We start from the raw sequence: 26,278 nt of genomic DNA on the forward strand, positions 1-26,278 counted from the left end.
GGTGCTCTTTTTTTTTTTTATATCATATTTCCGGGGGGTGGGGGGGGTCGTTTACATCCATGATCCCCCCCCACCACCCCCCCCCCCAGACCGTCAGCACAATCAAGCTTCGGGGTGCCCCACGCAACCATGGGCGCAATGTCGCCGCCAGGCGACGAGCCCTCAACGAGGCCGAGGCGTAACCCGAGCCAACGCCGCGATCAACCGATCCACCCCATCGCCCCCACGAGCGTCGTAACACCCGGAAAGCCCCTTGTACACCAAGGGAAGCAGCCTATTAACCCGCAACCCATACTTAGTAGCCGCGTGCATGATCTTCGGCTTGCCAATCAACTTCGCGAACACATTCCCAAGCCGGTAATACCCGCCCATCAGCTCACCAACAGCCCGCGGATACCCCTCCAACGCCCGCTCCCGAGACGGCCCCTCCGGCCGAGCCAACGCCTGCACCACAGCCTCAGCCGCAAGCTGCGCCGACTCCATAGCCGCGGAAATACCCTCCCCATTGAACGGACTCACCATGCCGCCCGCGTCGCCGAGCAGCAGCAGCCCGTCGCGGTAATGCGGAGTCCGATTGAACCCCATCGGCAACCCAGCCCCACCGACCTTGCCGATCGCGTTTTCCTCGCGATAACCCCACTCCTCAGGCGTCCCGTCAAGCCACTGCCGCAACAGCGCCCGGTAGTCGGTGTTCCGAAACGACGCCGAAGTAGACAACATCCCGAGCCCGACGTTGACCGTCCCGTCCCCCAGCGGGAACGCCCACCCATACCCAGGCAGCAACTTCGGATCCCGAGGATCAGACCGATCCCACAGCTCAAGGTGCCCCTCGATGAACGGATCATCATGCTTAGGGCTCTTGTAATACCGCCGAACAGCGACCCCCATCGGCCGCTTCTCGTTCTTGTCAATCCCGACACTCAACGCAAGCCGAGCCGACACCCCGTCACAGGCAAGCACCAACGGAGCCCGATAACTAACGGCAGTCTTCTCCGGCCCGACCTTCGCCTCAACCCCGACCACCCGACCGGAAGCATTGGTAATCGCCCCGGTAACCGTGGTCCGCTCGTACAACCGAGCCCCCGCCTTGACCGCGGTCTTAGCGAGCAAGTCATCGAAGTCATGCCGAGTCCGAGACACCCCATAAGGCGGGTAGTCAGTGAGATCAGGCCAATCGAACTCAAGCGTCAGATCCCCAGTAAGAATCCGCAGCCCACGGCTACGAACCCACCCGGCTTCCTCACTGGTATCGAGCCCAAGATCGATCAACTGCTTCACACCACGCGGCGTAAGCCCGTCCCCGCACACCTTCTCGCGCGGAAAGACAGTCTTCTCCAGCAGCAACACATCCACCCCGGCCCGAGCGAGGTAGGTGGCCACGGTCGAACCAGCCGGTCCCGCCCCGACCACGATCACTTCGGCGTCGTGGTCTGGGCTGCGGCGGCGCGAAGTCGTCATACGCCTGAGTTTAGGCAGGCTTGCGCGCCCGGTGGATCGCGACGACGCCGAATGTGAGGTTCAGCCACTCGACCTCGGTCCATCCGGCACTCGCGATGATCTCGCCGAGCCCGCGCTGATCGGGCCAGGCGAGCATCGATTCGGCCAGGTAGGAGTAGGCCTCGGGGTTCGTCGAGGACCGGCTGCCGACCCAGGTGAGCAGCTTGAGGATGAACCGCCGGTAGACGAACCGGATCGGGGCGAACGACGGCGTCGAGACCTCGCAGATCACCAGCCGGCCGCCCGGTTTGACCACGCGCAGGATCTCCGCGAGCGCGCCCTTGGTGTCGACGAAGTTCCGCAGCGCGAGCGAGATCGTGACGGCGTCGAAGCTGTCGTCGGCGAACGGCAGGCACATCGCGTCCGCGGCGACCATCGGCACGTTCCGGTGCAGGCCCGCCTTGAGCATCCCGACGGAGAAGTCGGCGGCGAGGCACCAGGCGCCGCCGCGCGCGTACTCGACGGTGGACACCCCGGTGCCGGCCGCCAGGTCGAGCACCTTCTCGCCCGGCTTGGCGTCGAGCACGCGCGCCGTGGTGGTGCGCCAGCGCCGGTCGAACCCGAACGTCATGAACGAGTTCGCCCGGTCGTAACCGGACGCGACGCCGTCGAACATCGCGGCGACTTCGTGCGGATCCTTGTCCAGGCTCGCTCGGGGCATGGGTCCGAGATTAGTCCGTCCGTGCCGCGCGGTCGCGCGGGAGCAGGACGCTGGCGGCGATCAGCCAGCCGAGCCCGCCGAACCGGCCGACCGGGATCAGCGGATACAGCGCCGGCGTCAGCAACGACAGCGAGGCGAGCACCGCGGCCGCGGCGACCACCAGCCCGGCGACCGACAGCCAGCGCGGCAAGAGGTTCAGGAACAACGCGGGCACCGCGATCCCGGCGATCAGCAACGCCAGCGGCACCACGAACCCCGCCCCGCCGGACGCGAACGCGAGGCTGGTCAGCGCCCTCGCCACCGCGGGTGTGTCACTGGCCTGCGCGGCGGTCCAGGTGATCAGCCCGCTCATCGCGAGCGCCGCCGCGGACAACACGCCGCCGGTGAGTCCGATCACCGCTCCCGGTGCCGCGACTCCGAGCCGCCGCTGTCTGCGATAGGCCGTCGCGGCCCATACCGCGAGCGGAACCGACGCGCCGAACACCGCGAACGCGAGGAGCTGCACGACGCCCTGGTTGCCGCCGACATACGCCGCGACCTCGGCCGCACTGGAATCCGGCCGCGTCCCCGCCGCCCCCAGCACCGCCGACGCGACGGTCAGCGCCCCGAACGCCAGCGCCGGCGCCAGCAACGGCGGGCCGCCCTGCTGTCTGGTCATGGTTGTCATGACAAACCTCCAGGTCAATTAGTTTCACTGCTAGAACGATTACACTGGTGTAATGGATTGTCAAGCGATACGGTTCAGGGCATGCAAGGACCCCCCGCGTTCGGCAGCGCCTTCCTGCTGGCCCAGTTGGGCGCACACGCGACCCAGCGCTTCGCCGAACGCGTCGCGGACCTGGGTCTGACGCCGCCCCAGACCGGATTGCTCCGAGCGATCGCGCGCCGCCCCGGCGAGAGCCAGCAGGTGCTGGCCGCCGAACTGGGCACCCCGCCGACCCGGCTGGTCGCCCTGGTCGACGGCCTGGAGCAGCAAGGCCTGATCGAACGCCGCCGCAACCCGCAGGACCGTCGCCTCTACGCGGTTTTCCTCAGCGACGAAGGCCAAGAAACGATGGCCGCTCTGGCGAAAGCCGCCGCGGCACACGAAGACGAGATGACGGCGGCACTGTCCACAGAGGAACGTTCAGTGCTGCGCGGACTGCTCGGCCGGGTCGCCGAGGACCGCGGGCTCACCCCAGGCATCCACCCCGGCTACCGCGGCTAGTTGTCCGTGAAGGGCTCCTTGAGGGAATCTGATTCCCTCAAGGAGCCCTTCACGGACCTTTGTCAGCCGAGCGCGGCGAGCATTCCCCGCACCGAGGTCGGCCAGGCGAACTCCTCCGCCCGCGCCCGCGCGGCCGCCCGCCGAAGCTCCTCCGGGCTGTCCAGCAACCCGGCGACCGCAGTGGCGAACGCAGGCGCGTGATCGTCCACCGCCGCCCCGCAACCGGGCCGCACGATTTCGCGCAGCGCCGATGAGGCCGAAACCACCACCGGCGTACCCGAAGCGAGCGCCTCCAAGGCCGCGAGCCCGAATGTCTCGTGCGGCCCTGGAGCCAGCGAAACGTCCGCGCTGGCCAGCAATCGAGCCACCTCCCCGCGTCCGGCCAAGAAGCCGAGGAACGTCACCGGCAACCCCCGGGCCCGCCGTTCCAACGCCCGCCGCCGCGGCCCGTCCCCCGCGATCACCAACCGCACCCGCGCCCCGGACTCGGTCAGCTCGGCGACCGTATCCACGCTCCGCTCAACGTGTTTCTCCGGCGACAACCGACCACAATGGACAATCAACGCGTCCGCGCCGCCGGCCAACGCCGACCGCCACCCGGAATCCCGCATCGACGGCGCGAAGGTAGCCAGATCCACCCCTAACGGCACCCGCCGGACGTTAGGCGCGGCGATCCGTTCGAACTCCGCGTGTGCGAAGGCAGTAGTGCAGACAACCGTGTCGTAGGAGGCGGCCATCCGCCGATTAGCGACATCCGCGACGTGCCGGGCCATCGCCCCCGGCAAGAGAAACTGCTCCAGCAACCGGTCCAGCCGCTCGTGCGAGATCACCATGCTGGGCACGCCGTTCCGCCGGGCCCAGACGCCCATCCCCCGCAACGTCAGCCGGTCCGACACCTCCAGCCGATCCGGCTCCAGCCGCCGCAACACCGCTCTTACCCGCTGCGGATCGACCGCGCGATAGCCGCCGGTGCCGGGAATCTGCAAGGCGGGCAACGAATACCGGCACACCCCGGTCGGCAGGCTTTCCACCGCGTACCGCCGCCCCGGCACGACGAGCGTCACCCGATGCCCGCTGGCGACGTACCCCGCACCGAGGTGGTTCAGCGCGGTCCGCAATCCGCCGGACCGCGGTCCGTAGAAGTTCGCCAGCTGGACGATGTGCATGGCTCAAGCCGCACGCGCGACTCGGCCCTGTACCGCTTCGTAGTGCCCGACCAGCTCCCGGCACACCGCGGGCCACGTCCGGCCCAGGACCACTTTCCGCGCCTTCTCGCCCAGCCGCGCCCGCAATGCCGCGTCCCGCAGGTCGTTGACCTTGGACACCAGCGCCGGGCCGAACGACTCGCGATCAGCGGGCAGCAAATACCCGGTCCGGCCAGGCAACACCAGATCCTTCGGCCCGCCCGCGTCCGGCGCGAGCACCGGCAGCCCGGACGCCATCGCCTCCTGCACCGCCTGGCAGAACGTCTCGTGCGGCCCGGTGTGCACGAAAACGTCGAGGCTCGCGTAAGCGACCGACAGCTCGTCGCCGTACTTCGCGCCGAGGAAAGCCGCGCCAGGCAACCGTTCCCGCAACGCCGGCAGCTCCGGCCCGTCGCCGATCACGACCACGCGCACGCCCGGCATCCCGGCCAGCACGGTCAGCCGGTCGACCTCCTTCTCCGGAGCGAGCCGTCCGACGAACCCGACCAGCAGTTCGCCGTTCGGCGCGAGCTCCGCGCGCAACGCCGGATCCGCGTGTGCCGGGGAAAAGCGGCTGATGTCGACTCCGCGCGCCCAGCGGTGCACGCGCGGAACCCCGTGCAGTTTCAGCTGTTCGATCGAGTCCGACGACGGCGCGAGCGTCCGGTCGGCTCGCGAGTGCAGCCGGCGGACCCAGCGCCAGGCCGCCCGCGCGCCGATGCCGAAGCCGTACGACGTGGCGAACCCGGCGATGTCGGTCTGGTAGACCGCGATCGACGGCACCCGCAGCCGCCTGGCCGCGGCGAGCCCGCGCGCGCCGACGACGAACGGCGAGGCCAGGTGCACGACGTCCGGGCCGAAATCGGCCAGCGCGGTCAGCACGGTGCGCGTCGGCAGGCCGATCGGCAGCGAGTTCACGCCGGGGAAGTCCAGTGCCGGAATGCGGACGACCGGGGCGCCGCGGTAGCTCGACGGCCCCGGCCCCGGCGCGACGACCAGCACGTCGTGCGCGGATTCGACCAGGTGCTCGACGACCCGCAGGACGGAATTCGTCACGCCGTTCACCTGGGGCAGGAAACTTTCGGTGACTATGGCGACTCGCACGGCGTCACTGTCGCAAAACCGCAGGCAGGGCGGGCCAATCCCGCGTAACCGACCGGCCAACGGTGGCGAAACACTCCGCAGCGTCCGCGATCCGGCGCCGACCGTCGAAGAATTCGCCACGACATGTCATCTTCCGGTCGTGTCCCGGACACCAGGAACACCCAGACTAAGCAGGCATGACCCTCTTGTCCTCCAGGCCGTCGCGGCCCGTCGAACCCGGGCTGCTCTCCCGAGCGCTCGAGGTCGCGGGGCGGCTGGCGAACGACGCCACCGACGTGATCACCGCGACCGCCGGCCGCGGCGCGCACCCGGCGACGCTGGATTCGCCGTTCGACTGGGTCACCGACACCGATCGGATCCTGGAACGGCACACCCGCCGCGTGCTGACCGCGGAGTTCCCCGGAATCCCGGTGGTAGGCCACGAATTCGGGGCCGACCACGGCGCGGACGTCGCGGAATACCGCTGGGTGGTCGATTCGGTGGACGGCACCGCGAACTACGTCGCCGGAGTGCCTTGGTGCGCTTACAGCCTCGCCCTGGTCGACGCGAGCGGCCCGGTGGTGGGCGTGGTCGCGGATCCGTACCGGGCGCAGATCTACGCCGCCGCCCGCGGACGCGGGGCCCGGGCGAACGGGAAACCGCTGAACCTGGTGGACCGTTCGGGTACGGCGGGGGCGATCGTCTGCACCGAACTGGCGCGCAAGGGGCCGTGGCCGGGAATGGGCGAGTTCATCGAACGAGCGGCGGCCGCGCACGCCGGGGTACGGGTGCTGGGGTCGGCCGCGCTGTCGATCGCACAGGTCGCGCTGGGACACGCGGCCGCGGCGGTGTTGCACAGCTACCACGAATGGGACGTCGCGGGGTCGGTCGCGATGGCGATCGAGGCGGGTGCGGTGGTGCTGGACAAACACGGCGAGGACGCTGCGCTGCCTACGGACGGCCTGCTGGTCGCCGCCCCCGGCGTGGCTGATGAGGTCCTCGGCTGGTGGCAGGAAACCGTCGGCACCTGATGCCTGAAGTCCGTGAGGGGAACCCTGAGGGACTCAGAGTCCGTGAAGGTTCCCCTCACGGACCTTGCCGAGCCGCCCGAGCTACGCCTTCGCGGGGATCGGTTCCGGAGCGGCAGCGGACCGGTCCCGCTTGATCAGCCGACGCAGCCACCACAGCAGCGGGCCCGCGACCAGCCACGTGATCAGCACCGTCGTCCCCACCGGCAGCAGCGTCAGGGTCGCGGTTCGGCCGGCGACCCGGGTCAGCTCGGGGCTGGTCGCGTCGTACTCGATCGCCACCAGCTGGCCCGCGGCGAGACCCGACGGGTACAGCACCCCGGTCGGCGGACTGTGCACGATGCCGTCCGGGGTCTGGTACTGGATGATCGTGCGGTCGAACGCCACCGACTCGACCGTCGCGGTCGCGGTGCCCAGGTGCGATTCGATGGCGTTGTCGTTGCGGAACGCGGCGAAAACCAGGCTCACGCACATCACGGTGAGCAGCACGGCTACGCCCAGCACGGCGAACCACGCGATCCGCCGTGCCTTCACACTCCTGGCTGCCACACCGAGAGTTTAGTCGGGTGCGCCGACCAGCTCGGCACTCGGCAGCCAGTGCGCCCGGTAAAGCACGTGCAGGTTGTACGCATTCACCAGCAGCCGAGACGTCCAATGCAGCTGAAAACACTTGTGGTGCGGCGATTCCTCGCTCGGTGCCGAACCCGGGGCGCCGAACGCGAGAGCGAAGAAGTCCTCGGCGGTGTGCCGGAAGACCGCCGCGCTGCCGGTCAGGAACATCGTGTCGGCGTGGTACCGGTCGAGCAGCCGGTCCCGCGTCGGCCACTCCGGCCATTCGATCGGACGCCGATCGGCAGGGACCCGCACCGTATGCGGCCGGGGCGGGCCGAGTGCCGCTCGCAGCCGCGGCCACTGCGAGGGACGCAGGTGCGCGGTGTGCTGGCTCAGCACGAGATCCAGCGGACGACCGGCGAACTCCGGTTCAGCGGGAATCCGGCCGCTGCGCAACGGCAGGTGGATGATCGTGTGCCGGGACCGCGAGGCCAGCAGCCACAACACCCCGATCCGGTATGCCGCGCTGCGGTCGACGTACATCTCCACGTGCGACATCTCCATGCCCGGCGCGAGCTCGAACAACACCGCGGTATCCAGAGCGGGATCGGGGCGCAGCACCCGCCACTCCCGGCCGTCGAGCCGAGCGTGGCGGAGCTGCGCCCGCACTTTCATGGCCACCGAATCCTCCTTGCCGAGAGCGGAACTCTCCAGGATCCCGCAGCCAGGCAAGCGAATTTCAGTGCCGGTCGGCCTCCGCCAGCGCACGGTGGTTCGCCTGGATCTGGTCCCACGCCTTCGGCTTCGCCGGAGCGGCGGCGAACGCACGGGCCGCGACCGTCCCATTAGGACCGACCGCTGGCTTGCCCTTGGTGAACAGCCAGGTCTGGAACAGCTCCTGCAACGGCTTGCCCGACACCTTCTCCGCGAGCGCCACGAAGTCCGGGATCACCGCCGCCTTGCCCGCCTTCGCCACCTGCCACTGCTGCAGGATCGAGAAGAACGCGTCGTCGCCGACCGTCTTGCGCAGCGCCTGCACGGCCATCGCGCCCCGGTCGTACACCGCGCGGTCGAACTGCTTGGGCTCGCCCGGGTCGCCCGGCAGGACCTGCCAGAACGGGTCGTCGGCGGCGTAGGAGTCGTACGCGTACTGCGCGAGCTCCGCGGTCGTGCCCTCGCCCTGGTGCTCGGACCACAGGTACTCGGCGTAGGACGCGAAGCCCTCGTTCAGCCAGATGTCGCTCCACTTGCCCAGCGAAACGTTGTCGCCGAACCACTGGTGTGCGTTCTCGTGCGCGATCAGCGTGGTGTTGGCACCGGCGGCGAAGTTGCGCGCGCCGTAGGTCGGCCGGGTCTGGTTCTCCAACGAGAAGGTGATCCCGCTGGTCACGACGCCGCCCTCGGCCTCGAACGGGTAAGGCCCGAACTGCGACGCCAGGAACTCGTCGACCTCCGGCGTCCGCTCCACGCTCGCCTTGGCCGCGTCGAGCGAGTCGCCGAGATCCGCGCCGTAGGCGGTGATGAACGGCTTGCCGTCCGGCGTGGTGGACTGGACCACGTCGTACTTGCCGACGATGAACGACGTCAGGTAGGTCGCCTGCGGCTTGGTGCTGCGCCAGTTCCACCGCGTCCAGCCAGCGCGCTTCTTGGTCTTCTTGACCAGCGTGCCGTTCGTGATGGCGGACAGGCCGTCCGGAGCCTCGATCGACACGTCGTAAGTCGCTTTGTCGGTGGGGTGGTCGTTGGAGGGGAACCACCACTGCGCGCTCTGCGGCTCGTCGACGCCGAGCGCCCCGAAAGCGCCCTTCTTCCACGTGTTCAGGCCGCCGACCTTCTCCGTCGACGGGCTGTCGGAGTAGCTCACGACGACGGTCGCGGACTGGCCCTTCAACAGCGGCTGCGCCGGGGTGATCACCAGCTCGCCGTCGCCGTTTTGGTTCGTGAACTGCGCCGGCCGGTTGTTCACCAGCACCTTCGACGCCTTGAGCGCGAAGTCCAGGTCGAAGCGCGACAGGTCCTGCGTCGCGGTGAGCAGCAGCGTCGTGGTGCCCGACAGGACGTCGGTTTCCGGCTGGTAGCTCACGCGGATGTCGTAGTGCTGCACGTCGGTGCCGCCGTTGCCGGCGTTCGGGTAGTACGGGTCGCCGACGCCGGGCGCGCCCGGTGCCGGCACTGCCGAAGCGGTGCCCGCCAGCAGCACCGTCGCGACTCCAGCCGCAACCGCCCCGATCCCGGCCCGAGTTCTCGATCGCATTGTTCCTCCAAGGTGGCCAATGCGACCGAACGTATCCACGTCAGCACCGCACAGGTACGTCCGAAGGACGGGTTCTTACCCACTGGGAAGATCAACCGGATTCGGCGATCCACCACGCGATGGCGATCGGAATGCCGTACAGGATCGGGCCCGCGTACAGCCCTGGCCACGGCCCCCAGCCGCGCCGCACGGCCAGCCCGGCCGTCGCGAACGAGCCGGCGATCGCCGCGAACCAGCCGACCCACGGCAGCGAGGCGACCGCCTGCTGCCCGGCCGCGCTGCAGATCGCCCTGCTGTCCCCGGCGAAGCAGTTGTCGCTGGCCATCACCAGAAACGACGAGAAATACGAGCACACCAGCCCGATCAGGGCCAGTGCCGCCACCGCCGCGCTGAACCAGGCCCACCGGCCTCGCGGCCGCAGGTCCGCCTCGGTCAAGAAATCCCCCATTTTTCGCCGGCCCCCCGCCGGTTAAACCGTCCCCACCGCTTCCGCGACCGCGGATTTCAGCCGCGCGTGGAGATTCCGGTGCTGCGCCCGGTCGACCCGGACCTCGACCACTCGCAGGCCCGGCGCCGGCTCCAACGCGGCACGGAACTCTTCGACCGTCTCGGCCAGGACGTGCGGCACCCGGTAGCCCGCGCACAGCGCGCCCAAATCCGCGCCGTGCGGCGTGCCGAAGACCCGCTCGAAGCTCGCCGAGTGTTCCGGCGCACCCTGCTCCAGCAGCGAGAAAATGCCGCCGCCGTCGTCGTTCAGCACCACGATCGTCAGGTCCGGCAGCTGCTCCGCGGGCCCGGTGAGCAGGCCGGACGCGTCGTGCAGGAAGGTCAGATCGCCGAGCAGCACATACGACGGAGCGCGGTGCACAGTGGCCGCGCCGATGGCCGTCGACACCGTGCCGTCGATCCCGGCGACGCCGCGGTTGCGGTGCACCAGGACGTCCGGACGCAGCCGTCCGGCCAGCGCGACATCGCGCGTCGGGTTCGAGGAGCCGACCACCAGCAGCGCGCCTTCCGGCAGCGCGTCGACCAACTCGGTCGCCACCCGCACGCCGCTCGGCCACGGCTCGGCGGCCAGCGCCGTCGAAACCGCTTGGCTGGCCGCGGCGTCCGCACGCTGCCAGCTCGCCAGCCACTCCGGGTCGGCGGGCTTCGTCGGCTCGGCGAACCACTGCCCGACCTGGCGGACGTTGTGCGCGGGGGCGGGCCAGTCCGAATCCGGCCGCACCAGCAGCACCTCGACCTCGGGATCCGACAACACCTTCTGCACCTGCCGGAACACCGTCGGACGGCCGAGGCACAGCACCTGCTCGGGACGGTGCCGCGAGATGAACTCCTCGACGCCCAGCAGCCAAGCGCCGGACGACATCGCGGTCGCGCCGGACAGGCCGAGCCCGCCGGTCTCCGAAACCACCGGCCAGCCGTGCTGTTCGGCCCATTCGCTGGCCGCCTGCGCGCCGGTGTCGCACGCGATCACCAGGCCGTGCCGCGCCGAGGGCACCACGAACGAGGGCAGCGCGCCGAAGTCCGGCAGCTCGGTCCAGCGTTCGCCGTCCGGACGGCCTTCGAGCGATTCGTACCACTGCCCGTCATCGTCGAGATCCGGCACGAGCGGCTCGCGGAACGGGATGTTCAGGTGCACCGGCCCGCAGCGCCATTCGCCGTACGCGGCGTTCCACGCGCGGCAGATCTGGCTGCGCCAGTAGGAGTTCTGCCCGGCCCGGCGCTCGGCCACGGCCAGCTCGTCGAAGTAGCGGACGGCGTCGCCGTACAGCTCGTACTGGTTGATCACCTGGCTCGCGCCCGCGGAACGCAGCTCCGGCGGACGGTCGGCGGTGAGCACGATCAGCGGCACGCCCGCCCGGTCGGCCTCCAGCACGGCCGGGTGGAAGTTCGCCGCCGCGGTGCCGGAGGTGCAGACCACCGCCGCCGGACGGCCGGTGCGCGCCGCGATGCCGAGCGCGAGGAACGCCGCGCCGCGTTCGTCGATGCGGACGTGCAGCTTCAGCCGTCCCGAAGCGGCGGCGTCGTAAAGCGCGATGGACAGCGGCGCGTTGCGAGATCCTGGACACAACACCACGTGCGACACGGTGTTGCGGACGAGTTCGTCGACGATGACCCTGGCCTGCGCGGTGGACGGGTTCACCGGCAAGCCCCAGCTAGGGCGCCGTCCGACGGGCTCTTCCCCGGGGCGGCGTCAGGCACAGCGATCATGTCCACAGGTCCTATTCTCCCAAACGTGGATGACGCCCGAGTTTCCGAGCTGTTCGACCCCGCCGCCTGGTCCGAGGTCGAAGGGTTCTCCTTCACCGACATCACCTACCACCGTTCGCGAGACGCCCGCTCCGGCAAACGGGTGGTCCGGATCGCTTTCGACCGTCCGGAGGTCCGCAACGCCTTCCGCCCGCACACCGTCGACGAGCTCTACCGGGCGCTCGACCACGCCCGGATGAGCTCGGACGTCGGGTGCGTCCTGCTCACCGGCAACGGCCCGTCGCCCAAGGACGGCGGCTGGGCGTTCTGCTCCGGCGGTGACCAGCGTATTCGCGGACGCTCCGGGTATCAGTACGCGAGCGGGGAGACCTCGGACACGGTCGACCCGGCGCGGGCGGGCCGGCTGCACATCCTCGAGGTGCAGCGGTTGATCCGGTTCATGCCGAAACCCGTGGTAGCCGTGGTGCCCGGCTGGGCCGCGGGCGGCGGGCACTCGCTGCACGTCGTGTGCGATCTCACCCTCGCCTCGGCCGAGCACGCGCGGTTCAAGCAGACCGACGCCGACGTCGGCTCGTTCGACGCGGGCTACGGCTCGGCGGGCCTCGCCCGGCAGGTCGGACAGAAGTTCGCGAGGGAGATCTTCTTCCTCGGCCGCGACTACACCGCTGAGCAGATGCACCGGATGGGCGCGGTCAACGAGGTCGTTCCGCACGCCGAACTGGAGCAAGTCGCGCTCGAATGGGGCTGGACGATCATCGGCAAGTCGCCGACCGCGCAGCGGATGCTGAAGTACGCGTTCAACGCGATCGACGACGGGCTCGTCGGACAGCAGCTGTTCGCCGGCGAAACCACCCGGCTGGCGTACATGCAGGACGAGGCCGTCGAGGGCCGCGACGCGTTCCTGGAGAAGCGCGACCCGGACTGGTCCGACTACCCGTACTACTACTGAGACAGGTCGTTCCTCGTGCATGTGGTGTGGCTCGACGGCAGCCCCGACGCGCTGACCGCCCTCGACGCGGCCCTGGCGGCTGCCCTCGACGGCGGCCCGGCGGTGCTGCCCCTGAACTCCGCAGACCCGTCGGCCCCCGCGCTGCTCGAAGCGATGGCTCCGGAGCAGCCGATCGAGCCGGACACCGCCGTGGTGATCGCCACGTCCGGGTCCACCGGAGCGCCGAAGGGCGTGCTGCTGTCGCCGCGAGCGCTCACCGCGTCCGCCACGGCCACGCACGCCCGGCTCGGCGGCCCCGGGCACTGGCTGCTCGCCACCCCCGCGCACTACATCGGCGGCCTGCAGGTGCTGATCCGGGCGCGGCTGGCGGGCACGAAACCGGCGTTCCTGACCGGCGTCGGCTTCCGTCCGGACGAGTTCGCCGCCGCGGCCGCGCCCGTGCTCGCGGAGAACGGCCCGCGCTACACCGCGCTCGTGCCGACCCAGCTCGTCCGGCTGCTCGACGACGGCGGCGCTGGCCTGGCCGCCGCGAAGGCGTTTGACGGCATCATCCTGGGCGCCGCCGCCACCTCGCCGAAGCTGCGCGCGCAAGCGGCCGAGGAAGGCGTGCGGATCGTCCCCTCGTACGGGATGAGCGAGACCGCCAGCGGCTGCGTCTACGACGGCGTCCCGCTCGACGGTGTCCGCGTGGAACCCGACGCCGACGAGCGGCTGTGGATCTCCGGGCCGGTGCTGTCGCACGGCTACCGTCTCGCGCCGGAACTGACCGCGGAGTCATTCCGGGACGGCTCTTTTCGGACCTCCGATCGCGGCCGGCTGCTGCCCGACGGCCGGGTCGAGGTGCTCGGGCGCGCGGACGACGTGATCAACACCGGCGGGGTGAAGGTCTCCGCCGCCGCGATCGAACGCCTGCTCGGCGCCCAGCCCGGGGTACGGGACGCCTGTGTCGTCGGCATTCCTGATCCGCAGTGGGGCGAGGCGGTGGTCGCGATGGTGGTGGCTTCGGCAGAAGAGGCCGCGCTGCGAGCCGCCGTCCGTGCCGAGTTGGGTGCCGCCGCCACGCCGAAACGCATCGAGTTCACCGACGAGCTGCCCCTGCGCGGGCCTGGAAAAATCGACCGCCAGGCAGTCCGGTCCCGGCTCGTTCCGTGAAGGACTCCTTGAGGGAATCTGATTCCCTCAAGGAGTCCTTCACGGCTTGGGGCCGGGTACCGAACGGGTGAAGATCGCATGGCGTTGAATGGACCCCATGGCGACAGTCAGTGAGTGGATCGAAGGCGCGCGGCCGAGGACGCTGCCGAACGCGATCGCGCCGGTCGTGGCCGGGGTCGGTGCGGCGATCGCGCTCGACGCGTTCTCCTGGTGGCGTTCGCTGCTCGCGCTGCTGGTCTCGCTGTCGCTGATCATCGGCGTGAACTTCGCCAACGACTACTCCGACGGCATCCGCGGCACCGACGAACACCGCGTCGGCCCGCTGCGTCTCGTCGGCTCCGGCGCGGCGAACCCGAAGGCCGTGCTGCGCGCCGCGCTCACCTCCCTCGGCTTGGCCGGAGTGCTCGGCCTGACGCTCGTCGCGCTGAGCGGATACTGGTGGCTGCTCGCGATGGGCGCGCTCTGCATCCTCGGCGCGTGGTTCTACACCGGCGGCAAAAAGCCTTACGGCTACTACGGTTTGGGCGAGCTCGCGGTCTTCGTGTTCTTCGGCCTGGCCGGCGTCCTCGGCACGGTTTACGTGCAGGCCGGCCGCGTCAGCTGGGACGCGCTGGGCTGCGCCGTGGCCGTCGGCTCGTTCTCGATGGCCGTGCTGGTCGCGAACAACCTGCGCGACATCCCCACCGACATCGAGTCCGGCAAACACACCCTCGCGACCCGCATGGGCGACGGCGGCACGCGCAAGCTTTACCTGACCCTGGTGACGGTGCCGTACGCGCTCACCGTGCTGATGGGCGTCTGGCATCCGCTGCTGTTCATCACCTTCGTGACCGCGCCGCTGCTGCTGAAGCCGATCAAGGCCGTCGGCGGTGGCGGCAAGGGCCGTGAGCTGATCCCGGCCCTGCGCGACACCGGCATGGCGATGCTCGCGTGGGCGGTGCTGAGCGCGGTCGCGCTGGCGCTCTAGCGGCCGCTGCGGTAGCGGCCCGGCGTTGTCCCGATGATGGCGGTGAACGCCGCGATGAAGCCGCTGGGATTGGCCCAGCCGCAGGCGTAAGCGGTGCGGACGGTGTCGTGACCGTCGGCGAGCAACACCAGCGCGTGGTAGATCCGGAGTTGGGTGCGCCACTCGTAGAAGGTCATGCCGAGTTCGTCGTGGAACAGCCGGCTGAGGGTGCGCGAACTGGCCCCGATCGCCTTGCCGAGTTCGGCCAGCGTGGCGTTGTCCGCCGGATTCTCGTGCAGTCTCTCGGCAATCGCCCGCAGCCGGTCGTCCTGCGGCGCGGGCAGTTGCAGCGGCGGATCGGGCGCTTCGCGGAGTTCGTCGACGAGGACCCGGTGGAGGCGAGCACGCGCGGAGCCGCTGTAGCCGGAACCCTCGTAGTTGCGCGGCCCGGTCAGCGCGAGCAGGACCTCGCGAGCCAGGCCGGACGTCCGGAACACCGCTGGCCGATCCGAGACGAGCTGGGCCAGCGACGGCGCGAGAAAGACGATCCGGATGTCGGTGTCGCCGTGGGCACGATGGAAATGCGGGAACCCGGCGGGCGTCCAGGCGACTCGGTTGGCGGGCGCGAGCGACGTGCCGTACTCGGTCTGCACGACAAGAACGCCGCGAGCCGCGTAGACCAGGTGTCCTCGCTCGTGCGACTGCAGCTCGCTGGTTTCGCCGGACGGCCAGAGATGCCTGCCGCCGGACGGCCACAGGTACGAAGTGGTTTGGCGGGGAACGGGCATCAGTTGGCATTCTAGCGTTAACAAGCCAGCCGGAGTTCTTGAAAGGCTTTCTCTCGAAGAACCTGTTGCTGCTTAAGGGAGAAATGCAATGTCGACGTTCGTTCTCGTCCCCGGCGCTTGGCACGGCGGCTGGGTTTTCGAGGAGGTAGTGCCGCTGCTGGAGCGCGCCGGGCACACCGTGCACGCCTTGACCCTGACCGGTCTGCGGCCGGACGACGACGCCGCGACGGTCGCGGGCGCCAATCTCGACACCCACGCCGCCGACGTAGTGGCCCTGCTCGATCGCGCCGGCATCACCGACGCGACGCTCGTCGGCCACAGCTACGGCGGGATGGTGATCGCCGCCGCGGCCGACCGGGCAGGCGGCCGGGTCTCTCGGGTGGTGCATCTCGACGGCTACGTGCCCAACGACGGCGATTCGTGCTGGTCATCGACCACCGAGGCGTACCGGCAGGCGTTCGTGGCCGGTGCCGCGGACACCGGCTACGCCGTCCGCCCGCCGGAACGCGATGGCCGGGATGCCCGCCGCCGTCCGCATCCGCTCGCCTCGCTGCTCCAGACGATCCGGCTCACCGGGGAGTTCGCCAAGGTTCCCCGGCGCGAATTCGTCTACTGCTCCGGATGGGAAGGCACGCCCTTCACCGAACTCCGGAACCAGCTCGAAGCCGACCCGCGGTGGCAGGTCCACGTTCTCCCCACCGCCCACAACGCGATGCGCGAAGACCCGGAAGGCGTCGCGAAACTGCTGAACGACTAACCCGAGAACCGTCCGGTGAGCAGGAACTCGTCGAACCGCGCCCCTGCTCGTCGAGCCGTTCGCGGTCCCTCTAGCGACCGACCGCGATCGCCTGCCACTCCACGAACTCCGCCAACCCGTGCGAGCCGTACTCGCGGCCGATTCCGCTGGCCTTGAACCCGCCGAACGCCGCGTTCCCGTGCCGCGGCGCGCCGTTGACGTGGAACGTCCCCGTGCGCACCGCCCGCGCGACCTCGACGCCGTGCTCCGCGTCAGCCGTCCACACGCCGCCGCTGAGGCCGTAGTCGGAGTCGTTCGCGAGCCGGATCGCCTCCTCCTCGGTGTCGAACGGGATCACCACGAGCACCGGCCCGAAGATCTCCTCGCGCGCGATCCGCATGTCGTTCGCGACGTCGGCGAACACCGTCGGGCGCACGTAAAACCCGTTCGCCAGCTCGGGATCCGCGAACGGCTCCGCCCCGCCCGCCGCGATCCGCGCCCCTTCCTCGACGCCTAGCCGCAGGTACGACAGCACGCGCTCGTACTGGTCCTGGCGCACGATCGGCCCGACGAACGTGTCCGGCTTCGCCGGGTCGCCGACCACCAGCCCGTCGGCCATTTCCGCGAGCGCCGCCACAATCTCGGCGTATCGCTCGCGCGCGGCGAGGATGCGGGTGTGGGCCACGCACATCTCGCCGTTGTTGGCGAACGTCGCGGTGCGGATCCCCTCGGCGACGGTTTTCGGGTCCGCGTCCGCGAGCACGATCGCCGCGGACTTGCCGCCCAGCTCCAGCCCGACCCGCTTGAGCTGGGCTCCGGCGAGCGACGCGATCCGCCGCCCGGCGGCCGTCGAGCCGGTGAACGCGATCTTGTCCACGCCGGGGTGCGTCACCAGGTGCTCGCTCACGTCGCGGTCAGCCGCGAACACGCTCACCACGCCCTCGGGGAAACCGGCCTGCTCGAAGATCTCCGCCAGCACCATCGCGTCGAGCGCGGTTTCCGGCGCGGCCTTCAGCAGCACCGGGTTGCCTGCCAGCAACGCCGGGATCAGCTTCACCAGCGCGGCCGAGTGCGGCGAATTCCACGGGATCACCGCCGCGACCACCCCGACCGGCGCGGCGCGCACGATGGTCCGGTTGCCCGCCTCGTCGGTCAGCGTCGCTTCCCAGGAGAACTCGCGCGCGAGTTCTAGCCACGCGGCCGTGCGCTCCGGGAGGTTGTGCTGCGTCCAGCCGGTGAACCAGCTCGGCGAGCCGTTCTCCGCGGTGACCAGTTCGGCGATCTCGTCCGCACGGGCGGCGTGCAGCTCATTGAACCGTTCGACCAGCCGTAGCCGCTCGGCCAGCGGAGTTCTGCCCCACGGTTCAAGCGCCCGCCGGGCCGCCGCCACCGCGCGGTCGACGTCGGCCGTCGCGGCCTTCGGCGCGATCCCCACCAGCGCCCGGTCGTGCGGCGAGCGGATTTCGAAGGTGTCGGCGGTCGCGGGTTCGGTCCAGCGGCTGCCGAGGAAGAGCTGGTCGTAGGTGCGCATCGGGATCTCCTGCCCTCGTTAACGGAACACTGCTCTCTTGTTCTCGAAGTTAACAGAGCACTGTTCTTTTATCAAGAGAGCAGTGTCCTGTTACACTTTCCGGCGTGTCCGAGTTCCAGCGCGCCCGCAGCCCCGAGCAGGTGGAAGCCCGCCGCGAAGCGATCCTCGACGTGGCGGAAGAGCTGATGACGGAGTCGTCCGTCGGCGAAATCAGCATGCGCGAACTGGCCCGGCGGGTGGGCTTGTCGGCGTCGAACGTCGCGCGCTACTTCCCCACGCGGGAGGCCGTCTACTTGGAGGTGCTCGACCGCGCCCGCGGCGCGTGGCTCGATTCGCTCACCCTGGACGGCGACCTGTCGGAGGTCGCCGCGACCCTCGCCCGTTCACTCGCGACGCGACCGATCCTGTGCGAACTGATCAGCGTGCTGGCGAACGTGCTGGAGCGGAATGTCTCGACGGAGACCGCGCGGGATTACAAGCTGCGGTCCGCGAAGCACAACGCCCGCACCGCTGACCTGCTGCACGCCGCGCTGCCAGGTCTTTCCGCGGAGACCGCGCAAGAACTGTCGTCCGCGATCTTCATGTTCACCGCGGGAATGTGGCCGCTGGCGCACCCGAACGAAGCCGTCCAGGAAGCCATCGAGGATCCGCGCCTGGCCGGCTCCCGCCTCGACTTCGAGGACCGGCTGCGCCGGTTGATAGTCGTGCTGACGCTGGGCTACCAGGACGTCAGGCGTCGAACCGGCCAGTGAGCAGGAACTCGTCGAACCGCGCCCGATGCGGCGCGAGATCGATCCCTTGCTCACTAAGCCATTCGTCGGAGTAGTACGTGTTCGCGTACCGCTCGCCGCCGTCGCACAGCAGCGTCACCACCGAACCCGCCTGGCCTTCCGCCAGCATCCGCGAGATCAGCTGGAACGCGCCGTACAGGTTGGTCCCGGTCGAGCCGCCCGCCCAGTGCCCAGTGCGGTCGCGCAGCAAGCGGATCGCCGCGAGAGAACCGGCGTCGGGCACCTGGAACATCTCGTCGATCACGCCGGGTACGAACGACGGTTCGCAGCGCGGCCGTCCGATGCCTTCGATTCGCGACGGCATTCCGGTCGCGTAGTCCGCCGCGCCGGTTTCCCACGCGCCGTAGAACGACGAGTTTTCCGGGTCCACCACGCAAATCTTCGTGGTGTGCCGCTTGTACCGGACGTAGCGGCCGAACGTCGCGCTCGTCCCGCCGGTGCCCGCGCCGACGACGATCCACGACGGCACCGGGTGGCGTTCGGCGCGCATCTGCGCGAACACCGATTCGGCGATGTTGTTGTTGCCGCGCCAGTCCGTCGCGCGCTCGGCGTAGGTGAACTGGTCGAGGTAATGCCCGTTGCACTCGGCGGCCAGCCGCTCGGCCTCCGGGTACATCGCCGGCGCCGCGTCGACGTAGTGGCACTCGCCGCCGTAGAACTCGATGAGCGCGATCTTTTCCTTGCTCGTCCGCCGCGGCACGACGGTCACGAACCGCAGGCCGAGCATCCGCGCGAAGTACGCCTCGGACACCGCGGTCGAGCCGCTGGACGCCTCGACCAGCACGGTGTCCGGGCCGATGTGCCCGTTGACCAGGCCGTACAGGATCAGCGACCGGGCGAGCCGGTGCTTGAGCGAGCCGGTCGGGTGCACCGACTCGTCCTTCAGGTAAAGATCGATGCCCCATTCCGGGGGCAACGGGAAAACGTGCAGGTGAGTGTCGGCGCTGCGGTTGGCGTCGGCCTCGATGATCCGGACGGCTTCCCGGACCCAGGCGCGGCTGTGCGGTTTGCTCATGCCGCGGAATCGTCGGCCGGAGTCTCGCCGCGCAGCTGCGACCGCAGCTGGGCCCGAGCACGCGCGCGGGATTCGTTGCGCTTGGCCAGACCGGCCGTCACGCGCTGGTTCAGGCCGCGCAGCAGCAGCAGGCCGAGCGGAAGGCCGACGACGAGCCCGATCAGCAAAGAGACCAGCAGCGGCACGCCGACCAGCGAAAGCACGACCGCGACCACCGCGACGAGCGCGAACCGCGCGATCAAGTACACCGTCAGGTCACGGGGAAGGTGGTCCGGTGTCTCGCTCACACCGAAACAGGCTACGCCCCGCTTGCCGGGTCTTCGTCCAGGCCCGCGTTGTTGGGGCGGCCCTCGAAGCGGGTGGAGAGCACGACTGTCGTATTGGTGCGGCCGACGCCGGGGATGCGGCGCAGCCGGCCGAGGGTGAGCTCCAGCTCGTCGACCGTCGAAACCCGCACCTTTACTACGAAGGCCTCGTCGCCCGCGACCGCGTAACAGCTCTCCACCTCGGGCAATTCGCCGAGCGAAGTCGCGACGTCCTCGTCGGTGGCGGTGTCGGTGGGATGGATGCCGACCAGCGCGGTGACGCCGAGGCCGACCGTGTTCGGGTCGACCATCGCGTGGTACCCGGTGATCACGCCCGCCGCCTCGAGCTTTCCGACGCGTTCGTGCACCGACGACGCGGAGAGCCCCACCGTCCGGCCGAGGTCGGCGTAGGTGGCCCGGCCGTTGGCCCGCAGCTCGGCGATGATTTTCCGGTCCAGCTGATCCACCGGCCCATTATGCGGCGCGGGCCCGCGACCGGCTCATCCCGGTAGGTCCCGGATTGTCTCCTGCGTCACAGCAACCTCGGCCGCGGATGGCGCCTGCACCCGGCCTTTGCCTGGTCTTTACCCGAATCTCGGCACACCTGGTGGGAAAATGCCTGGTCAGCGGGACGCGAACGGGCCCTGAGCGATCCTGAGAATCTGCTGAGTTATGTCCCTTTTGCACTTTAAGGGCTCTTTACCCAAGGACAACCGTTCGAGTACCCGACGGGTGAAGTGCCACGATTGCCGCGTTGGCCACCCGGGCGCGACGGGCGAAATCGCCCGATGCCCCCGGTATAGCAAGTTGGGCGTTAAGGAGGCGGAAAATGACCGCAACCATGGGCGGACGGTTGCTCACCCCGGGTGAGGTGGCCGCTCTGTTCCGGGTGGACCCGAAGACCGTGACCCGCTGGGCCACCGCGGGCCGCATCGGCTCGATCCGGACGCCGGGCGGACACCGCCGGTTCCGCGAGTCCGAGGTGAACGACCTGCTGGCCGAACTCACCACGGACGCCAGCGAACCGACCCGCAAGATCTGATTCGCGGGTCACGCAGACGACGAAGGGTCGTGAGTGGCAAGGGGTGCCTCCCGCATCGCTTGCCGGTCACGACCCTTCGCCGCGTTCCGGGCCTGCCGCGCCCGCCGTCCCGTCCCCCCGTTCAGCCGAATTGCGGCTAACCTGGGGGGCCAGCACGACGGAAGGACCTCGGGCATGATTCCTTTGCTCGCAGCGGTGGGCGCCATCACCATCGCCGTTCTGTTGTGGCGGGCCTTGGGGGCACAGCGGATCAGCGTCCCGCAACGCCGCCCTGCCGTCGCTCCTGACGACGACCCTGAATTCCTGCGCAAGCTGTCTGAACAGCAACGCAACCGTCCGACCGACGAAAACGACTCCTGAGATCCTGCTTACGCGTTAAACCCATCGGCGACGGTTGCCGCCAGTTCCAGCAGCGCGAGCCGGGTATCCCCGCCGAGCCGTTCCAGTTCGATCTCCGCGCCTTCTTCCAGATGCGCGTCGAACGGGATCCGGCACACCGACCGCACCTTCGCCCCGAAGTGCGCGGCCAGCTTGTCCAGATCGACCGAACTCCCCTTCGGGCGCACCGAGTTGATCACCACGACCGACCGTTTCACCAGGTCGCCGTATCCGTGCGCCTCGAGCCAGTCCAGCGTCGCCGAAGCACTGCGCGCTCCGTCGACCGAGCCCGACGACACCACCACCAGCGAATCCGCGACGTCGAGGACGCCCTTCATCGCCGAGTGCATCAGACCGGTGCCGCAGTCGGTGAGCACGATGTTGTAGAAGTGCTCCAGCAGGTTCACCGTGCGCCGGTAGTCGTTCTCGGAGAACGCCTCCGACACCGCCGGATCCTGTTCGCTCGCCAGGATTTCCAAGCGGCTCGACCCCTGCGACGTGTACGACCGGACGTCGCTGTAGCGCGTGATCTTGTCCGCGTCCCGCAGCAGGTGCCGCACGGTCGCGGTGGTCTCGATGGCGATCTTCTGCGACAGCGTCCCGCGGTCCGGGTTCGCGTCCACCGCCACCACGCGGTCGCCGCGCAGGGACGCGAAGGTCGCGCCGAGCGTGGTCGTGGTCGTGGTCTTGCCGACGCCGCCCTTGAGGCTCAGCATCGCGATCTTGTAGCACCCGCGCAGCGGCTGGTTGACCCGCGCGATCAGCTCGCGCCGGCGCGTGTCCGCGGGGCTCTCCCCCGGGTTGACCAGCTTGCCGGTGCCCAAGTACACGGCCTTGCGCCAGCCGGACTGCGGCGTTCGCTTCTGCTGCTTCACCAGGTGCGCGGTGGCCAGCTCGTCCGCGCCGGAAGCCGGCTGCGGAAGCCCCTGCCCCGCCGCGGGAACGGCGCCCGGAGCGGGAACCGGTGTGCCAGCCGGAGCGGCGGGCTGCTGCTGGTATCCGCCCGGAGGGGCATACGGCTGCTGCTGAGCGGGAGGCTGCAACGGCGGCAGATTCTGGTCGTAATGCGCCTGGTAGCCGCCCGGCTGCGGCAGCGGCTGGTACGCCCCCTGCGGCGGCGGGTCGACGACCTGCGTCGGCTGCGCGTCGTACGGCCCGGTGCCGGGGTGCGGCGTCGAGTCGGTGCGTTCTTCGGAGAACATGGCAGCCGGTTCCTGGGCCTGCTCGGACTGCTGTTCCCCGGCAGTCTCTTCACTGGGTCCGGTCACCGTTGCCAACCTCCCGGGTACGTCGAAGGGCCCCTGGCGACGACGGTAGTCGCCCGAGGCCCGGTCCGGGCGGTGGACCCCCGGCTCAGCTCACTCCGGCGTAGGAATGCAGTCCGGCGGTAACCAGGTTGACGAAGAACAGGTTGAAGATCGTCACCGAGAACCCGACGATGTTGATCACCGCCGCCCGCGTCCCGCGCCAGCCCGCGGTGGCCCGGGAGTGCAGGTATGCCGCGTAAACGACCCACGCGATGAACGCGACGGTCTCCTTCGGGTCCCAGCCCCAGAACCGGCCCCACGCGGCCTCGGCCCACACCGCGCCGCACAGCACGCCGAAGGTAAAGATCGGGAACGCCACGATCGTGGCGCGGTAGGCGATCCGGTCGAGCACGTCGGCGGCGGGCAGCTTCGGGCCGAAACCGGCGAACTTGGCCGGGTCGCGGTCGTGCGCGGTGCGGAAGAGGTAGAGCACGCTCGCCACGCCCGGCACCAGGAATACGCCGGAGCCGATGATCGCGGCGGACACGTGGATCACGAGCCAGTACGACTGCAGCGCGGGCACGACCGGCGCGGCCACTGTGTACAGCATCGTGCCGTTGATGAACATCAGGATCACGACGGGCAGCAGCAGGAAGCCGGTGAGGTGGCGGACCGGGAACTTCTTGATCACCACGAGCCACGCGACGACGGTGATGAAGGTGACCGCCATGCCGTACTCGTACATGTTGCCCCACGGCGCGCGGTGCACCGCGAGTCCGCGCAGCACGATCGCCGACAGCTGCAGCAGCGCGCCCAGCACGAGCAGCGCCGCGCCCATCCGGCCGATCCGCTCGGCGCGGCCGACCGCGCGCGGGGCCTCGGGCTCGGCCGGGACGTCGCCGTCCTCGATGCTCGCGTCGTCGGCGTCGTTGGTCTCGGGTCCGCCCGCGCCGACCAGCACACGCTGGCGGCTGCGCTCGGCGGCGAGACGGCCCTTGGCCCCGAACGCCTGCTCGAAGAGCGTGAACAGCAGCGCCAGCACGTAAATCGCCACTGTCGTCGTGTACAGCAGGTCGCTGTACTGCGAGAGAGTCTCGTTGATTTCCATGCCTCAGCTGCCCTTCCGGCCCGTGACCAGCCGTTCGCTGATCCGCTGGAATTCCTCGCCGTATCCGGCTTGATCCGTGCGCGCGAGCCCCGCGACCTCGATCACGGTACTCGCGCTCTCGTCCTTGCCCGGCCGCACCCGCACCCACACGCGACGCCGCTTGACCAGCAGCGACGCCCCGAGCCCGGCGAACATCACGATCGCGAAGCCGAGCACGAAGCCCTGCGTCGGATCGTGCGAGATCTGCAGGTTGACCCACTTGTTGACGCCGTCGAAACGCACCTTCGTGCCGTCGTCGAGCGTCAGTTCCTGGCCGACCGCCAGGTTCTTGCGGGCGACCCGCTTGAGCCGCCCGTCCTGGACCCGGGACTGGTCGACCGAGAACACCGACTGGCCGCGGCCCGCGTCGAGACCGAGGTCGCCGCGCAGCACGTCGACCGCGACCATCGGGTTGTTCAGCTGCGGCGCGGTCGAGGTGAGCACGCCGCCGTGGATGAACGACGACGGCGCGAACAGGCCGGTGATCGCGAGCTGCTTGGTGCGCCGCTGGACCTCGTCGGTGACGCCGGGCTGGTCGAACTTCGTCGCGCCCTCGGACAGCATCGTCGCCGGGTTGCTGAACATCCACTGGGTGTTCTGGGTGCGCTTCTCGCCGTTCGGGAAGGTCACCGTGAACTGCGGCGAATAACCGTTGCCCAGCAGGTAAACCCGGTCGCCGACGGTCCGCAGCGGCTCGTTGACCTCGAGGTCGTACGGCTTCCACGTGCCAGTCTGCAGGTCTTCGCCGGACTGGTACTCGATGTGCGAGTGGTAGTAATCGGCCTGGTTCGTGGCGGTGTAGCGGGCGGTGAAGTCGTTGACCTTCACGCAGAACGGGTTGAGGTCGGTGCCGTCGACGCGCAGCCCGGCCTCGAACGAGTCGTAGTTGTAGATGCCCGAGTTGCAGAACTGGCCGCCGTTGGCCTGCACGATGACCTGGCCCTCGTAGCTGTAGAGCTTGCCGAGGGCGAAGAAGACGATCAGGCCGAGCATGCCGAAGTGGAACAGCAGGTTCCCGGTCTCGCGCAGGTAGCCGCGTTCGGCCGAGACGCTGAACCCGCCGCCGTCTTCCTCGCGCTCGACGCGCCGCCAGCCGGACAGCTGCTTGCGCACGTCCTCGCGGATCGTCTCCGGCGTGCGCGCGGTGCGGGCGATCCGGTGGTGCGGCATGCGCGCGAGATTGCGCGGCGTCAGCACCGGCTTGGCCCGCATCTGCTTGACGTACTCGAAGCTGCGCGGCGTGAGGCAGCCGATCAGCGAGATCATCAGCAGGATGTAGATCGCGGAGAACCAGACGCTGGAGTAGACGTCGAAGAACTCCAGCTTGTCGAGCAGCGAACCCCACCAGCCGTGCGCGCTGATGTACTCGTCGACCTTCGGCGCGTTCAGCCGCCGCTGCGGCAGCAGCGCGCCGGGCAGCGCGGCGAGCGCCAGCAGGAACAGCAGCACCAGCGCGGTGCGCATGGACGTCAGGCCGCGCCAGGTGTTGCGCAGGAAGGCCAGCGCCTGCTTCGCCGCGGACGGCCGGTACGGCTGAGGGTTCTTCGGGGGCGCTTCGGTCGTGGTCACAACGGCAGCTCGAGATCGGAGGCGACGGAGTTGCGGAGCCAGCCCATGACGTCTCCCCACAGCCCGGTGACCAGCAGGATGCCGACCACCATCAGCAACACCCCGCCGAAGATCTGCACGCGGCGGCCGTTGCGGCGGAGCCAGTCGGTGGCGCGCACGGCCCAGCGGGCGCCGAGCGCGATCAGCAGGAACGGAACGCCGAGGCCGAGGCAGTAAACGAGCACCAGCACATACCCGCGAACCGCGGCCCCGCCGGTCGCGCTGGCGAGGCTGGTGACGGCGGACAGCGTCGGCCCGATGCACGGCGTCCAGCCGAGCCCGAACACCGCACCGAGCACCGGCGCGCCCCAGAGGCCGCCGCCGGGCACGCGGTGCGAGCGGACCTCGCGCTGCAGCCCCGGGATCCAGCCGAGGAAGACCAGGCTCATGAGGATGGTGAGGATGCCGCCGATGCGCTGCAGCAGATCCTCGTTGACCAGCAAGGTGTTCGCGAGCCAGACCAGCGTGCCCATGGTCGCGACGAACACCACGGTGAACCCGAGCACGAACAGGCCCGCCGCGCCGAGAACGGCGTAGCGGCCCTTTTTGCGCTCCTCGCCGTCGCGCACCGCCGGGGCGTCCGCGCCGACGAGAGCCGCGAGGTAGGCGAGGTACCCGGGCACGAGCGGCACCACGCACGGCGACGCGAACGAGATGGCCCCGGCCAGCAGCGCAACACCCGCGGCGAGCAGCAGCGGCCCGGAGAGCGCCAGCTCGGACACGGAGTTCACGCACTTGAGAGTAGGCAGTGAGCTGGACGTGAGGCGGGCGGGGCCTGCTCACAGGACCTACGCCACAACGGGACCAGGACCTTGGTCCTGTGGTCCTGTGCCGCCCCAATGTGGCGTTGGGTGCGTCAGACGCACCGAACGCCACATTGGGTGCGCCACATGCACCCAACGCCACATTGGGTGCGCCACATGCACCCAACGCCACATTGGGTGCGCCACATGCACCCAACGC

Annotated in this window: 28 protein-coding genes; 9 read left to right on the forward strand and 19 right to left on the reverse strand. The window is 69.6% G+C overall.

Annotated features, from left to right (window positions below; translation table 11 throughout):
- Nucleotides 1–162 precede the first annotated feature (162 nt).
- The 3 genes from ACFXI3_RS28400 to ACFXI3_RS28410 are packed head-to-tail and all read right to left on the reverse strand — an operon-like array spanning nucleotide 163 to nucleotide 2,816.
- Nucleotides 163–1,458: a geranylgeranyl reductase family protein gene (locus tag ACFXI3_RS28400; RefSeq protein ID WP_378403537.1), complete on the reverse strand. Its 1,296-nt coding sequence runs from the start codon at nucleotides 1,456–1,458 to the stop codon at nucleotides 163–165.
- A gap of 10 nt (nucleotides 1,459–1,468) precedes the next feature.
- On the reverse strand, nucleotides 1,469–2,158 hold the full coding sequence (locus ACFXI3_RS28405; protein ID WP_378403539.1) for a demethylmenaquinone methyltransferase: 690 nt from the start codon (nucleotides 2,156–2,158) through the stop codon (nucleotides 1,469–1,471).
- A 10-nt stretch (nucleotides 2,159–2,168) separates the two neighbouring features.
- Nucleotides 2,169–2,816: a DUF4386 domain-containing protein gene (locus tag ACFXI3_RS28410; RefSeq protein ID WP_378403542.1), complete on the reverse strand. Its 648-nt coding sequence runs from the start codon at nucleotides 2,814–2,816 to the stop codon at nucleotides 2,169–2,171.
- 90 nt (nucleotides 2,817–2,906) lie between these two features.
- Between ACFXI3_RS28410 and ACFXI3_RS28415 the strand changes: the two genes are divergently transcribed.
- Nucleotides 2,907–3,365, forward strand: a complete 459-nt coding sequence (locus ACFXI3_RS28415; RefSeq protein WP_378403544.1) for a MarR family winged helix-turn-helix transcriptional regulator — start codon at nucleotides 2,907–2,909, stop codon at nucleotides 3,363–3,365.
- A gap of 62 nt (nucleotides 3,366–3,427) precedes the next feature.
- Here ACFXI3_RS28415 and ACFXI3_RS28420 read toward each other — a convergent pair whose 3' ends face one another.
- Both ACFXI3_RS28420 and ACFXI3_RS28425 read right to left on the reverse strand, forming a co-directional pair.
- Nucleotides 3,428–4,531, reverse strand: coding sequence for a glycosyltransferase (locus ACFXI3_RS28420; RefSeq protein WP_378403546.1), 1,104 nt, complete (start codon nucleotides 4,529–4,531; stop codon nucleotides 3,428–3,430).
- A gap of 3 nt (nucleotides 4,532–4,534) precedes the next feature.
- Nucleotides 4,535–5,605: a glycosyltransferase family 1 protein gene (locus ACFXI3_RS28425; RefSeq protein ID WP_344288254.1), complete on the reverse strand. Its 1,071-nt coding sequence runs from the start codon at nucleotides 5,603–5,605 to the stop codon at nucleotides 4,535–4,537.
- Between the two features lie 224 nt (nucleotides 5,606–5,829).
- On the opposite strand from ACFXI3_RS28425, the gene ACFXI3_RS28430 reads away from it, so the two are divergent.
- Nucleotides 5,830–6,663: an inositol monophosphatase gene (locus ACFXI3_RS28430; RefSeq protein WP_344288252.1), complete on the forward strand. Its 834-nt coding sequence runs from the start codon at nucleotides 5,830–5,832 to the stop codon at nucleotides 6,661–6,663.
- Between the two features lie 81 nt (nucleotides 6,664–6,744).
- On the opposite strand, the gene ACFXI3_RS28435 is transcribed toward ACFXI3_RS28430, so the two are convergent.
- From ACFXI3_RS28435 to menD, 5 genes are all read right to left on the reverse strand, one after another.
- Nucleotides 6,745–7,209, reverse strand: coding sequence for a DUF3592 domain-containing protein (locus tag ACFXI3_RS28435; protein ID WP_378403549.1), 465 nt, complete (start codon nucleotides 7,207–7,209; stop codon nucleotides 6,745–6,747).
- A gap of 9 nt (nucleotides 7,210–7,218) precedes the next feature.
- The gene (locus ACFXI3_RS28440; RefSeq protein ID WP_378403551.1) at nucleotides 7,219–7,893 is read right to left on the reverse strand and encodes a hypothetical protein; all 675 of its coding nucleotides are present in this window, start codon (nucleotides 7,891–7,893) and stop codon (nucleotides 7,219–7,221) included.
- Between the two features lie 58 nt (nucleotides 7,894–7,951).
- Nucleotides 7,952–9,466 (reverse strand): M1 family metallopeptidase, encoded by a 1,515-nt coding sequence (locus ACFXI3_RS28445; protein ID WP_344288246.1) that lies wholly within the window; start codon nucleotides 9,464–9,466, stop codon nucleotides 7,952–7,954.
- Between the two features lie 91 nt (nucleotides 9,467–9,557).
- A complete protein-coding gene (locus ACFXI3_RS28450; protein WP_344288243.1) occupies nucleotides 9,558–9,902 on the reverse strand; it encodes a hypothetical protein in 345 nt (114 codons plus the stop codon).
- A gap of 33 nt (nucleotides 9,903–9,935) precedes the next feature.
- Nucleotides 9,936–11,612, reverse strand: a complete 1,677-nt coding sequence (gene menD / locus ACFXI3_RS28455; RefSeq protein ID WP_378403553.1) for a 2-succinyl-5-enolpyruvyl-6-hydroxy-3-cyclohexene-1-carboxylic-acid synthase — start codon at nucleotides 11,610–11,612, stop codon at nucleotides 9,936–9,938.
- Nucleotides 11,613–11,705: 93 nt separating this feature from the next.
- On the opposite strand from menD, the gene ACFXI3_RS28460 reads away from it, so the two are divergent.
- The 3 genes from ACFXI3_RS28460 to ACFXI3_RS28470 all read left to right on the forward strand — a co-directional run bounded on the left by ACFXI3_RS28460 (nucleotide 11,706) and on the right by ACFXI3_RS28470 (nucleotide 14,748).
- A complete protein-coding gene (locus ACFXI3_RS28460; RefSeq protein WP_378403555.1) occupies nucleotides 11,706–12,629 on the forward strand; it encodes a 1,4-dihydroxy-2-naphthoyl-CoA synthase in 924 nt (307 codons plus the stop codon).
- A 15-nt stretch (nucleotides 12,630–12,644) separates the two neighbouring features.
- Nucleotides 12,645–13,781, forward strand: a complete 1,137-nt coding sequence (menE, locus tag ACFXI3_RS28465; protein ID WP_378403557.1) for an o-succinylbenzoate--CoA ligase — start codon at nucleotides 12,645–12,647, stop codon at nucleotides 13,779–13,781.
- 97 nt (nucleotides 13,782–13,878) lie between these two features.
- The gene (locus ACFXI3_RS28470; protein WP_344288239.1) at nucleotides 13,879–14,748 is read left to right on the forward strand and encodes a 1,4-dihydroxy-2-naphthoate polyprenyltransferase; all 870 of its coding nucleotides are present in this window, start codon (nucleotides 13,879–13,881) and stop codon (nucleotides 14,746–14,748) included.
- Here the strand turns inward: ACFXI3_RS28470 and ACFXI3_RS28475 are convergent.
- Entirely contained in the window at nucleotides 14,745–15,515 is a 771-nt protein-coding gene (locus tag ACFXI3_RS28475) for an AraC family transcriptional regulator (RefSeq protein ID WP_378403560.1), read from the reverse strand. The two genes, ACFXI3_RS28470 and ACFXI3_RS28475, sit on opposite strands and share 4 nt — an antisense overlap.
- Nucleotides 15,516–15,603: 88 nt before the next feature.
- Here ACFXI3_RS28475 and ACFXI3_RS28480 point away from each other — a divergent pair, with 88 nt between their 5' ends.
- The gene (locus ACFXI3_RS28480; RefSeq protein ID WP_378403561.1) at nucleotides 15,604–16,272 is read left to right on the forward strand and encodes an alpha/beta fold hydrolase; all 669 of its coding nucleotides are present in this window, start codon (nucleotides 15,604–15,606) and stop codon (nucleotides 16,270–16,272) included.
- Between the two features lie 70 nt (nucleotides 16,273–16,342).
- Here ACFXI3_RS28480 and ACFXI3_RS28485 read toward each other — a convergent pair whose 3' ends face one another.
- Nucleotides 16,343–17,782: an aldehyde dehydrogenase family protein gene (locus ACFXI3_RS28485; protein ID WP_378403563.1), complete on the reverse strand. Its 1,440-nt coding sequence runs from the start codon at nucleotides 17,780–17,782 to the stop codon at nucleotides 16,343–16,345.
- A 104-nt stretch (nucleotides 17,783–17,886) separates the two neighbouring features.
- On the opposite strand from ACFXI3_RS28485, the gene ACFXI3_RS28490 reads away from it, so the two are divergent.
- Nucleotides 17,887–18,534 (forward strand): TetR family transcriptional regulator, encoded by a 648-nt coding sequence (locus ACFXI3_RS28490; protein ID WP_378403565.1) that lies wholly within the window; start codon nucleotides 17,887–17,889, stop codon nucleotides 18,532–18,534.
- Here ACFXI3_RS28490 and ACFXI3_RS28495 read toward each other — a convergent pair.
- The 3 genes from ACFXI3_RS28495 to ACFXI3_RS28505 are packed head-to-tail and all read right to left on the reverse strand — an operon-like array spanning nucleotide 18,512 to nucleotide 20,360.
- Nucleotides 18,512–19,588, reverse strand: coding sequence for a PLP-dependent cysteine synthase family protein (locus tag ACFXI3_RS28495; protein WP_378403567.1), 1,077 nt, complete (start codon nucleotides 19,586–19,588; stop codon nucleotides 18,512–18,514). The two genes, ACFXI3_RS28490 and ACFXI3_RS28495, sit on opposite strands and share 23 nt — an antisense overlap.
- A complete protein-coding gene (locus ACFXI3_RS28500; RefSeq protein ID WP_275294506.1) occupies nucleotides 19,585–19,875 on the reverse strand; it encodes a DUF4229 domain-containing protein in 291 nt (96 codons plus the stop codon). The genes ACFXI3_RS28495 and ACFXI3_RS28500 overlap by 4 nt, the downstream gene beginning before the upstream one ends.
- Before the next feature lie 11 nt (nucleotides 19,876–19,886).
- Nucleotides 19,887–20,360 carry an Lrp/AsnC family transcriptional regulator gene (locus tag ACFXI3_RS28505; RefSeq protein WP_378403569.1) on the reverse strand — a complete coding sequence of 158 codons (474 nt, stop codon included), beginning with the start codon at nucleotides 20,358–20,360 and terminating at the stop codon, nucleotides 19,887–19,889.
- Nucleotides 20,361–20,722: 362 nt separating this feature from the next.
- Between ACFXI3_RS28505 and ACFXI3_RS28510 the strand changes: the two genes are divergently transcribed.
- Nucleotides 20,723–20,935, forward strand: a complete 213-nt coding sequence (locus ACFXI3_RS28510; protein ID WP_009072010.1) for a BldC family transcriptional regulator — start codon at nucleotides 20,723–20,725, stop codon at nucleotides 20,933–20,935.
- Nucleotides 20,936–21,109: 174 nt separating this feature from the next.
- The gene (locus tag ACFXI3_RS28515) at nucleotides 21,110–21,295 is read left to right on the forward strand and encodes a hypothetical protein (RefSeq protein ID WP_182890391.1); all 186 of its coding nucleotides are present in this window, start codon (nucleotides 21,110–21,112) and stop codon (nucleotides 21,293–21,295) included.
- A gap of 8 nt (nucleotides 21,296–21,303) precedes the next feature.
- Here the strand turns inward: ACFXI3_RS28515 and ACFXI3_RS28520 are convergent, their stop codons facing one another.
- From ACFXI3_RS28520 to ACFXI3_RS28535, 4 genes are all read right to left on the reverse strand, one after another.
- The gene (locus ACFXI3_RS28520) at nucleotides 21,304–22,581 is read right to left on the reverse strand and encodes an AAA family ATPase (protein WP_378403571.1); all 1,278 of its coding nucleotides are present in this window, start codon (nucleotides 22,579–22,581) and stop codon (nucleotides 21,304–21,306) included.
- Between the two features lie 85 nt (nucleotides 22,582–22,666).
- The gene (gene ccsB / locus ACFXI3_RS28525) at nucleotides 22,667–23,668 is read right to left on the reverse strand and encodes a c-type cytochrome biogenesis protein CcsB (RefSeq protein WP_378403573.1); all 1,002 of its coding nucleotides are present in this window, start codon (nucleotides 23,666–23,668) and stop codon (nucleotides 22,667–22,669) included.
- 3 nt (nucleotides 23,669–23,671) lie between these two features.
- Entirely contained in the window at nucleotides 23,672–25,276 is a 1,605-nt protein-coding gene (locus ACFXI3_RS28530) for a cytochrome c biogenesis protein ResB (RefSeq protein ID WP_344288220.1), read from the reverse strand.
- Nucleotides 25,273–26,046, reverse strand: a complete 774-nt coding sequence (locus tag ACFXI3_RS28535) for a cytochrome c biogenesis CcdA family protein (RefSeq protein WP_378403575.1) — start codon at nucleotides 26,044–26,046, stop codon at nucleotides 25,273–25,275. Before ACFXI3_RS28535 ends, ACFXI3_RS28530 begins: the two co-directional genes overlap by 4 nt.
- Nucleotides 26,047–26,278 lie beyond the last annotated feature (232 nt).

It is taken from the genome of Amycolatopsis sp. NPDC059235, assembly GCF_042754125.1.
GTDB classification, from domain to species: domain Bacteria; phylum Actinomycetota; class Actinomycetes; order Mycobacteriales; family Pseudonocardiaceae; genus Amycolatopsis; species Amycolatopsis albidoflava.

What these genes read in the sequence shown, in the direction of transcription:
- ACFXI3_RS28405 (WP_378403539.1), bottom strand. Translation starts at nt 2,158, where the DNA reads ATGCCCCGAGCGAGCCTGGACAAGGATCCGCACGAAGTCGCCGCGATG.
- ACFXI3_RS28480 (WP_378403561.1), top strand. Translation starts at nt 15,604, where the DNA reads ATGTCGACGTTCGTTCTCGTCCCCGGCGCTTGGCACGGCGGCTGGGTT.
- ACFXI3_RS28485 (WP_378403563.1), bottom strand. Translation starts at nt 17,782, where the DNA reads ATGCGCACCTACGACCAGCTCTTCCTCGGCAGCCGCTGGACCGAACCC.
- ACFXI3_RS28515 (WP_182890391.1), top strand. Translation starts at nt 21,110, where the DNA reads ATGATTCCTTTGCTCGCAGCGGTGGGCGCCATCACCATCGCCGTTCTG.
- ACFXI3_RS28445 (WP_344288246.1), bottom strand. Translation starts at nt 9,466, where the DNA reads ATGCGATCGAGAACTCGGGCCGGGATCGGGGCGGTTGCGGCTGGAGTC.
- ACFXI3_RS28495 (WP_378403567.1), bottom strand. Translation starts at nt 19,588, where the DNA reads ATGAGCAAACCGCACAGCCGCGCCTGGGTCCGGGAAGCCGTCCGGATC.
- ACFXI3_RS28415 (WP_378403544.1), top strand. Translation starts at nt 2,907, where the DNA reads ATGCAAGGACCCCCCGCGTTCGGCAGCGCCTTCCTGCTGGCCCAGTTG.
- ACFXI3_RS28420 (WP_378403546.1), bottom strand. Translation starts at nt 4,531, where the DNA reads ATGCACATCGTCCAGCTGGCGAACTTCTACGGACCGCGGTCCGGCGGA.
- ccsB (WP_378403573.1), bottom strand. Translation starts at nt 23,668, where the DNA reads ATGGAAATCAACGAGACTCTCTCGCAGTACAGCGACCTGCTGTACACG.
- ACFXI3_RS28475 (WP_378403560.1), bottom strand. Translation starts at nt 15,515, where the DNA reads ATGCCCGTTCCCCGCCAAACCACTTCGTACCTGTGGCCGTCCGGCGGC.
- ACFXI3_RS28430 (WP_344288252.1), top strand. Translation starts at nt 5,830, where the DNA reads ATGACCCTCTTGTCCTCCAGGCCGTCGCGGCCCGTCGAACCCGGGCTG.
- ACFXI3_RS28470 (WP_344288239.1), top strand. Translation starts at nt 13,879, where the DNA reads ATGGCGACAGTCAGTGAGTGGATCGAAGGCGCGCGGCCGAGGACGCTG.
- ACFXI3_RS28410 (WP_378403542.1), bottom strand. Translation starts at nt 2,816, where the DNA reads ATGACCAGACAGCAGGGCGGCCCGCCGTTGCTGGCGCCGGCGCTGGCG.
- ACFXI3_RS28400 (WP_378403537.1), bottom strand. Translation starts at nt 1,458, where the DNA reads ATGACGACTTCGCGCCGCCGCAGCCCAGACCACGACGCCGAAGTGATC.
- ACFXI3_RS28510 (WP_009072010.1), top strand. Translation starts at nt 20,723, where the DNA reads ATGACCGCAACCATGGGCGGACGGTTGCTCACCCCGGGTGAGGTGGCC.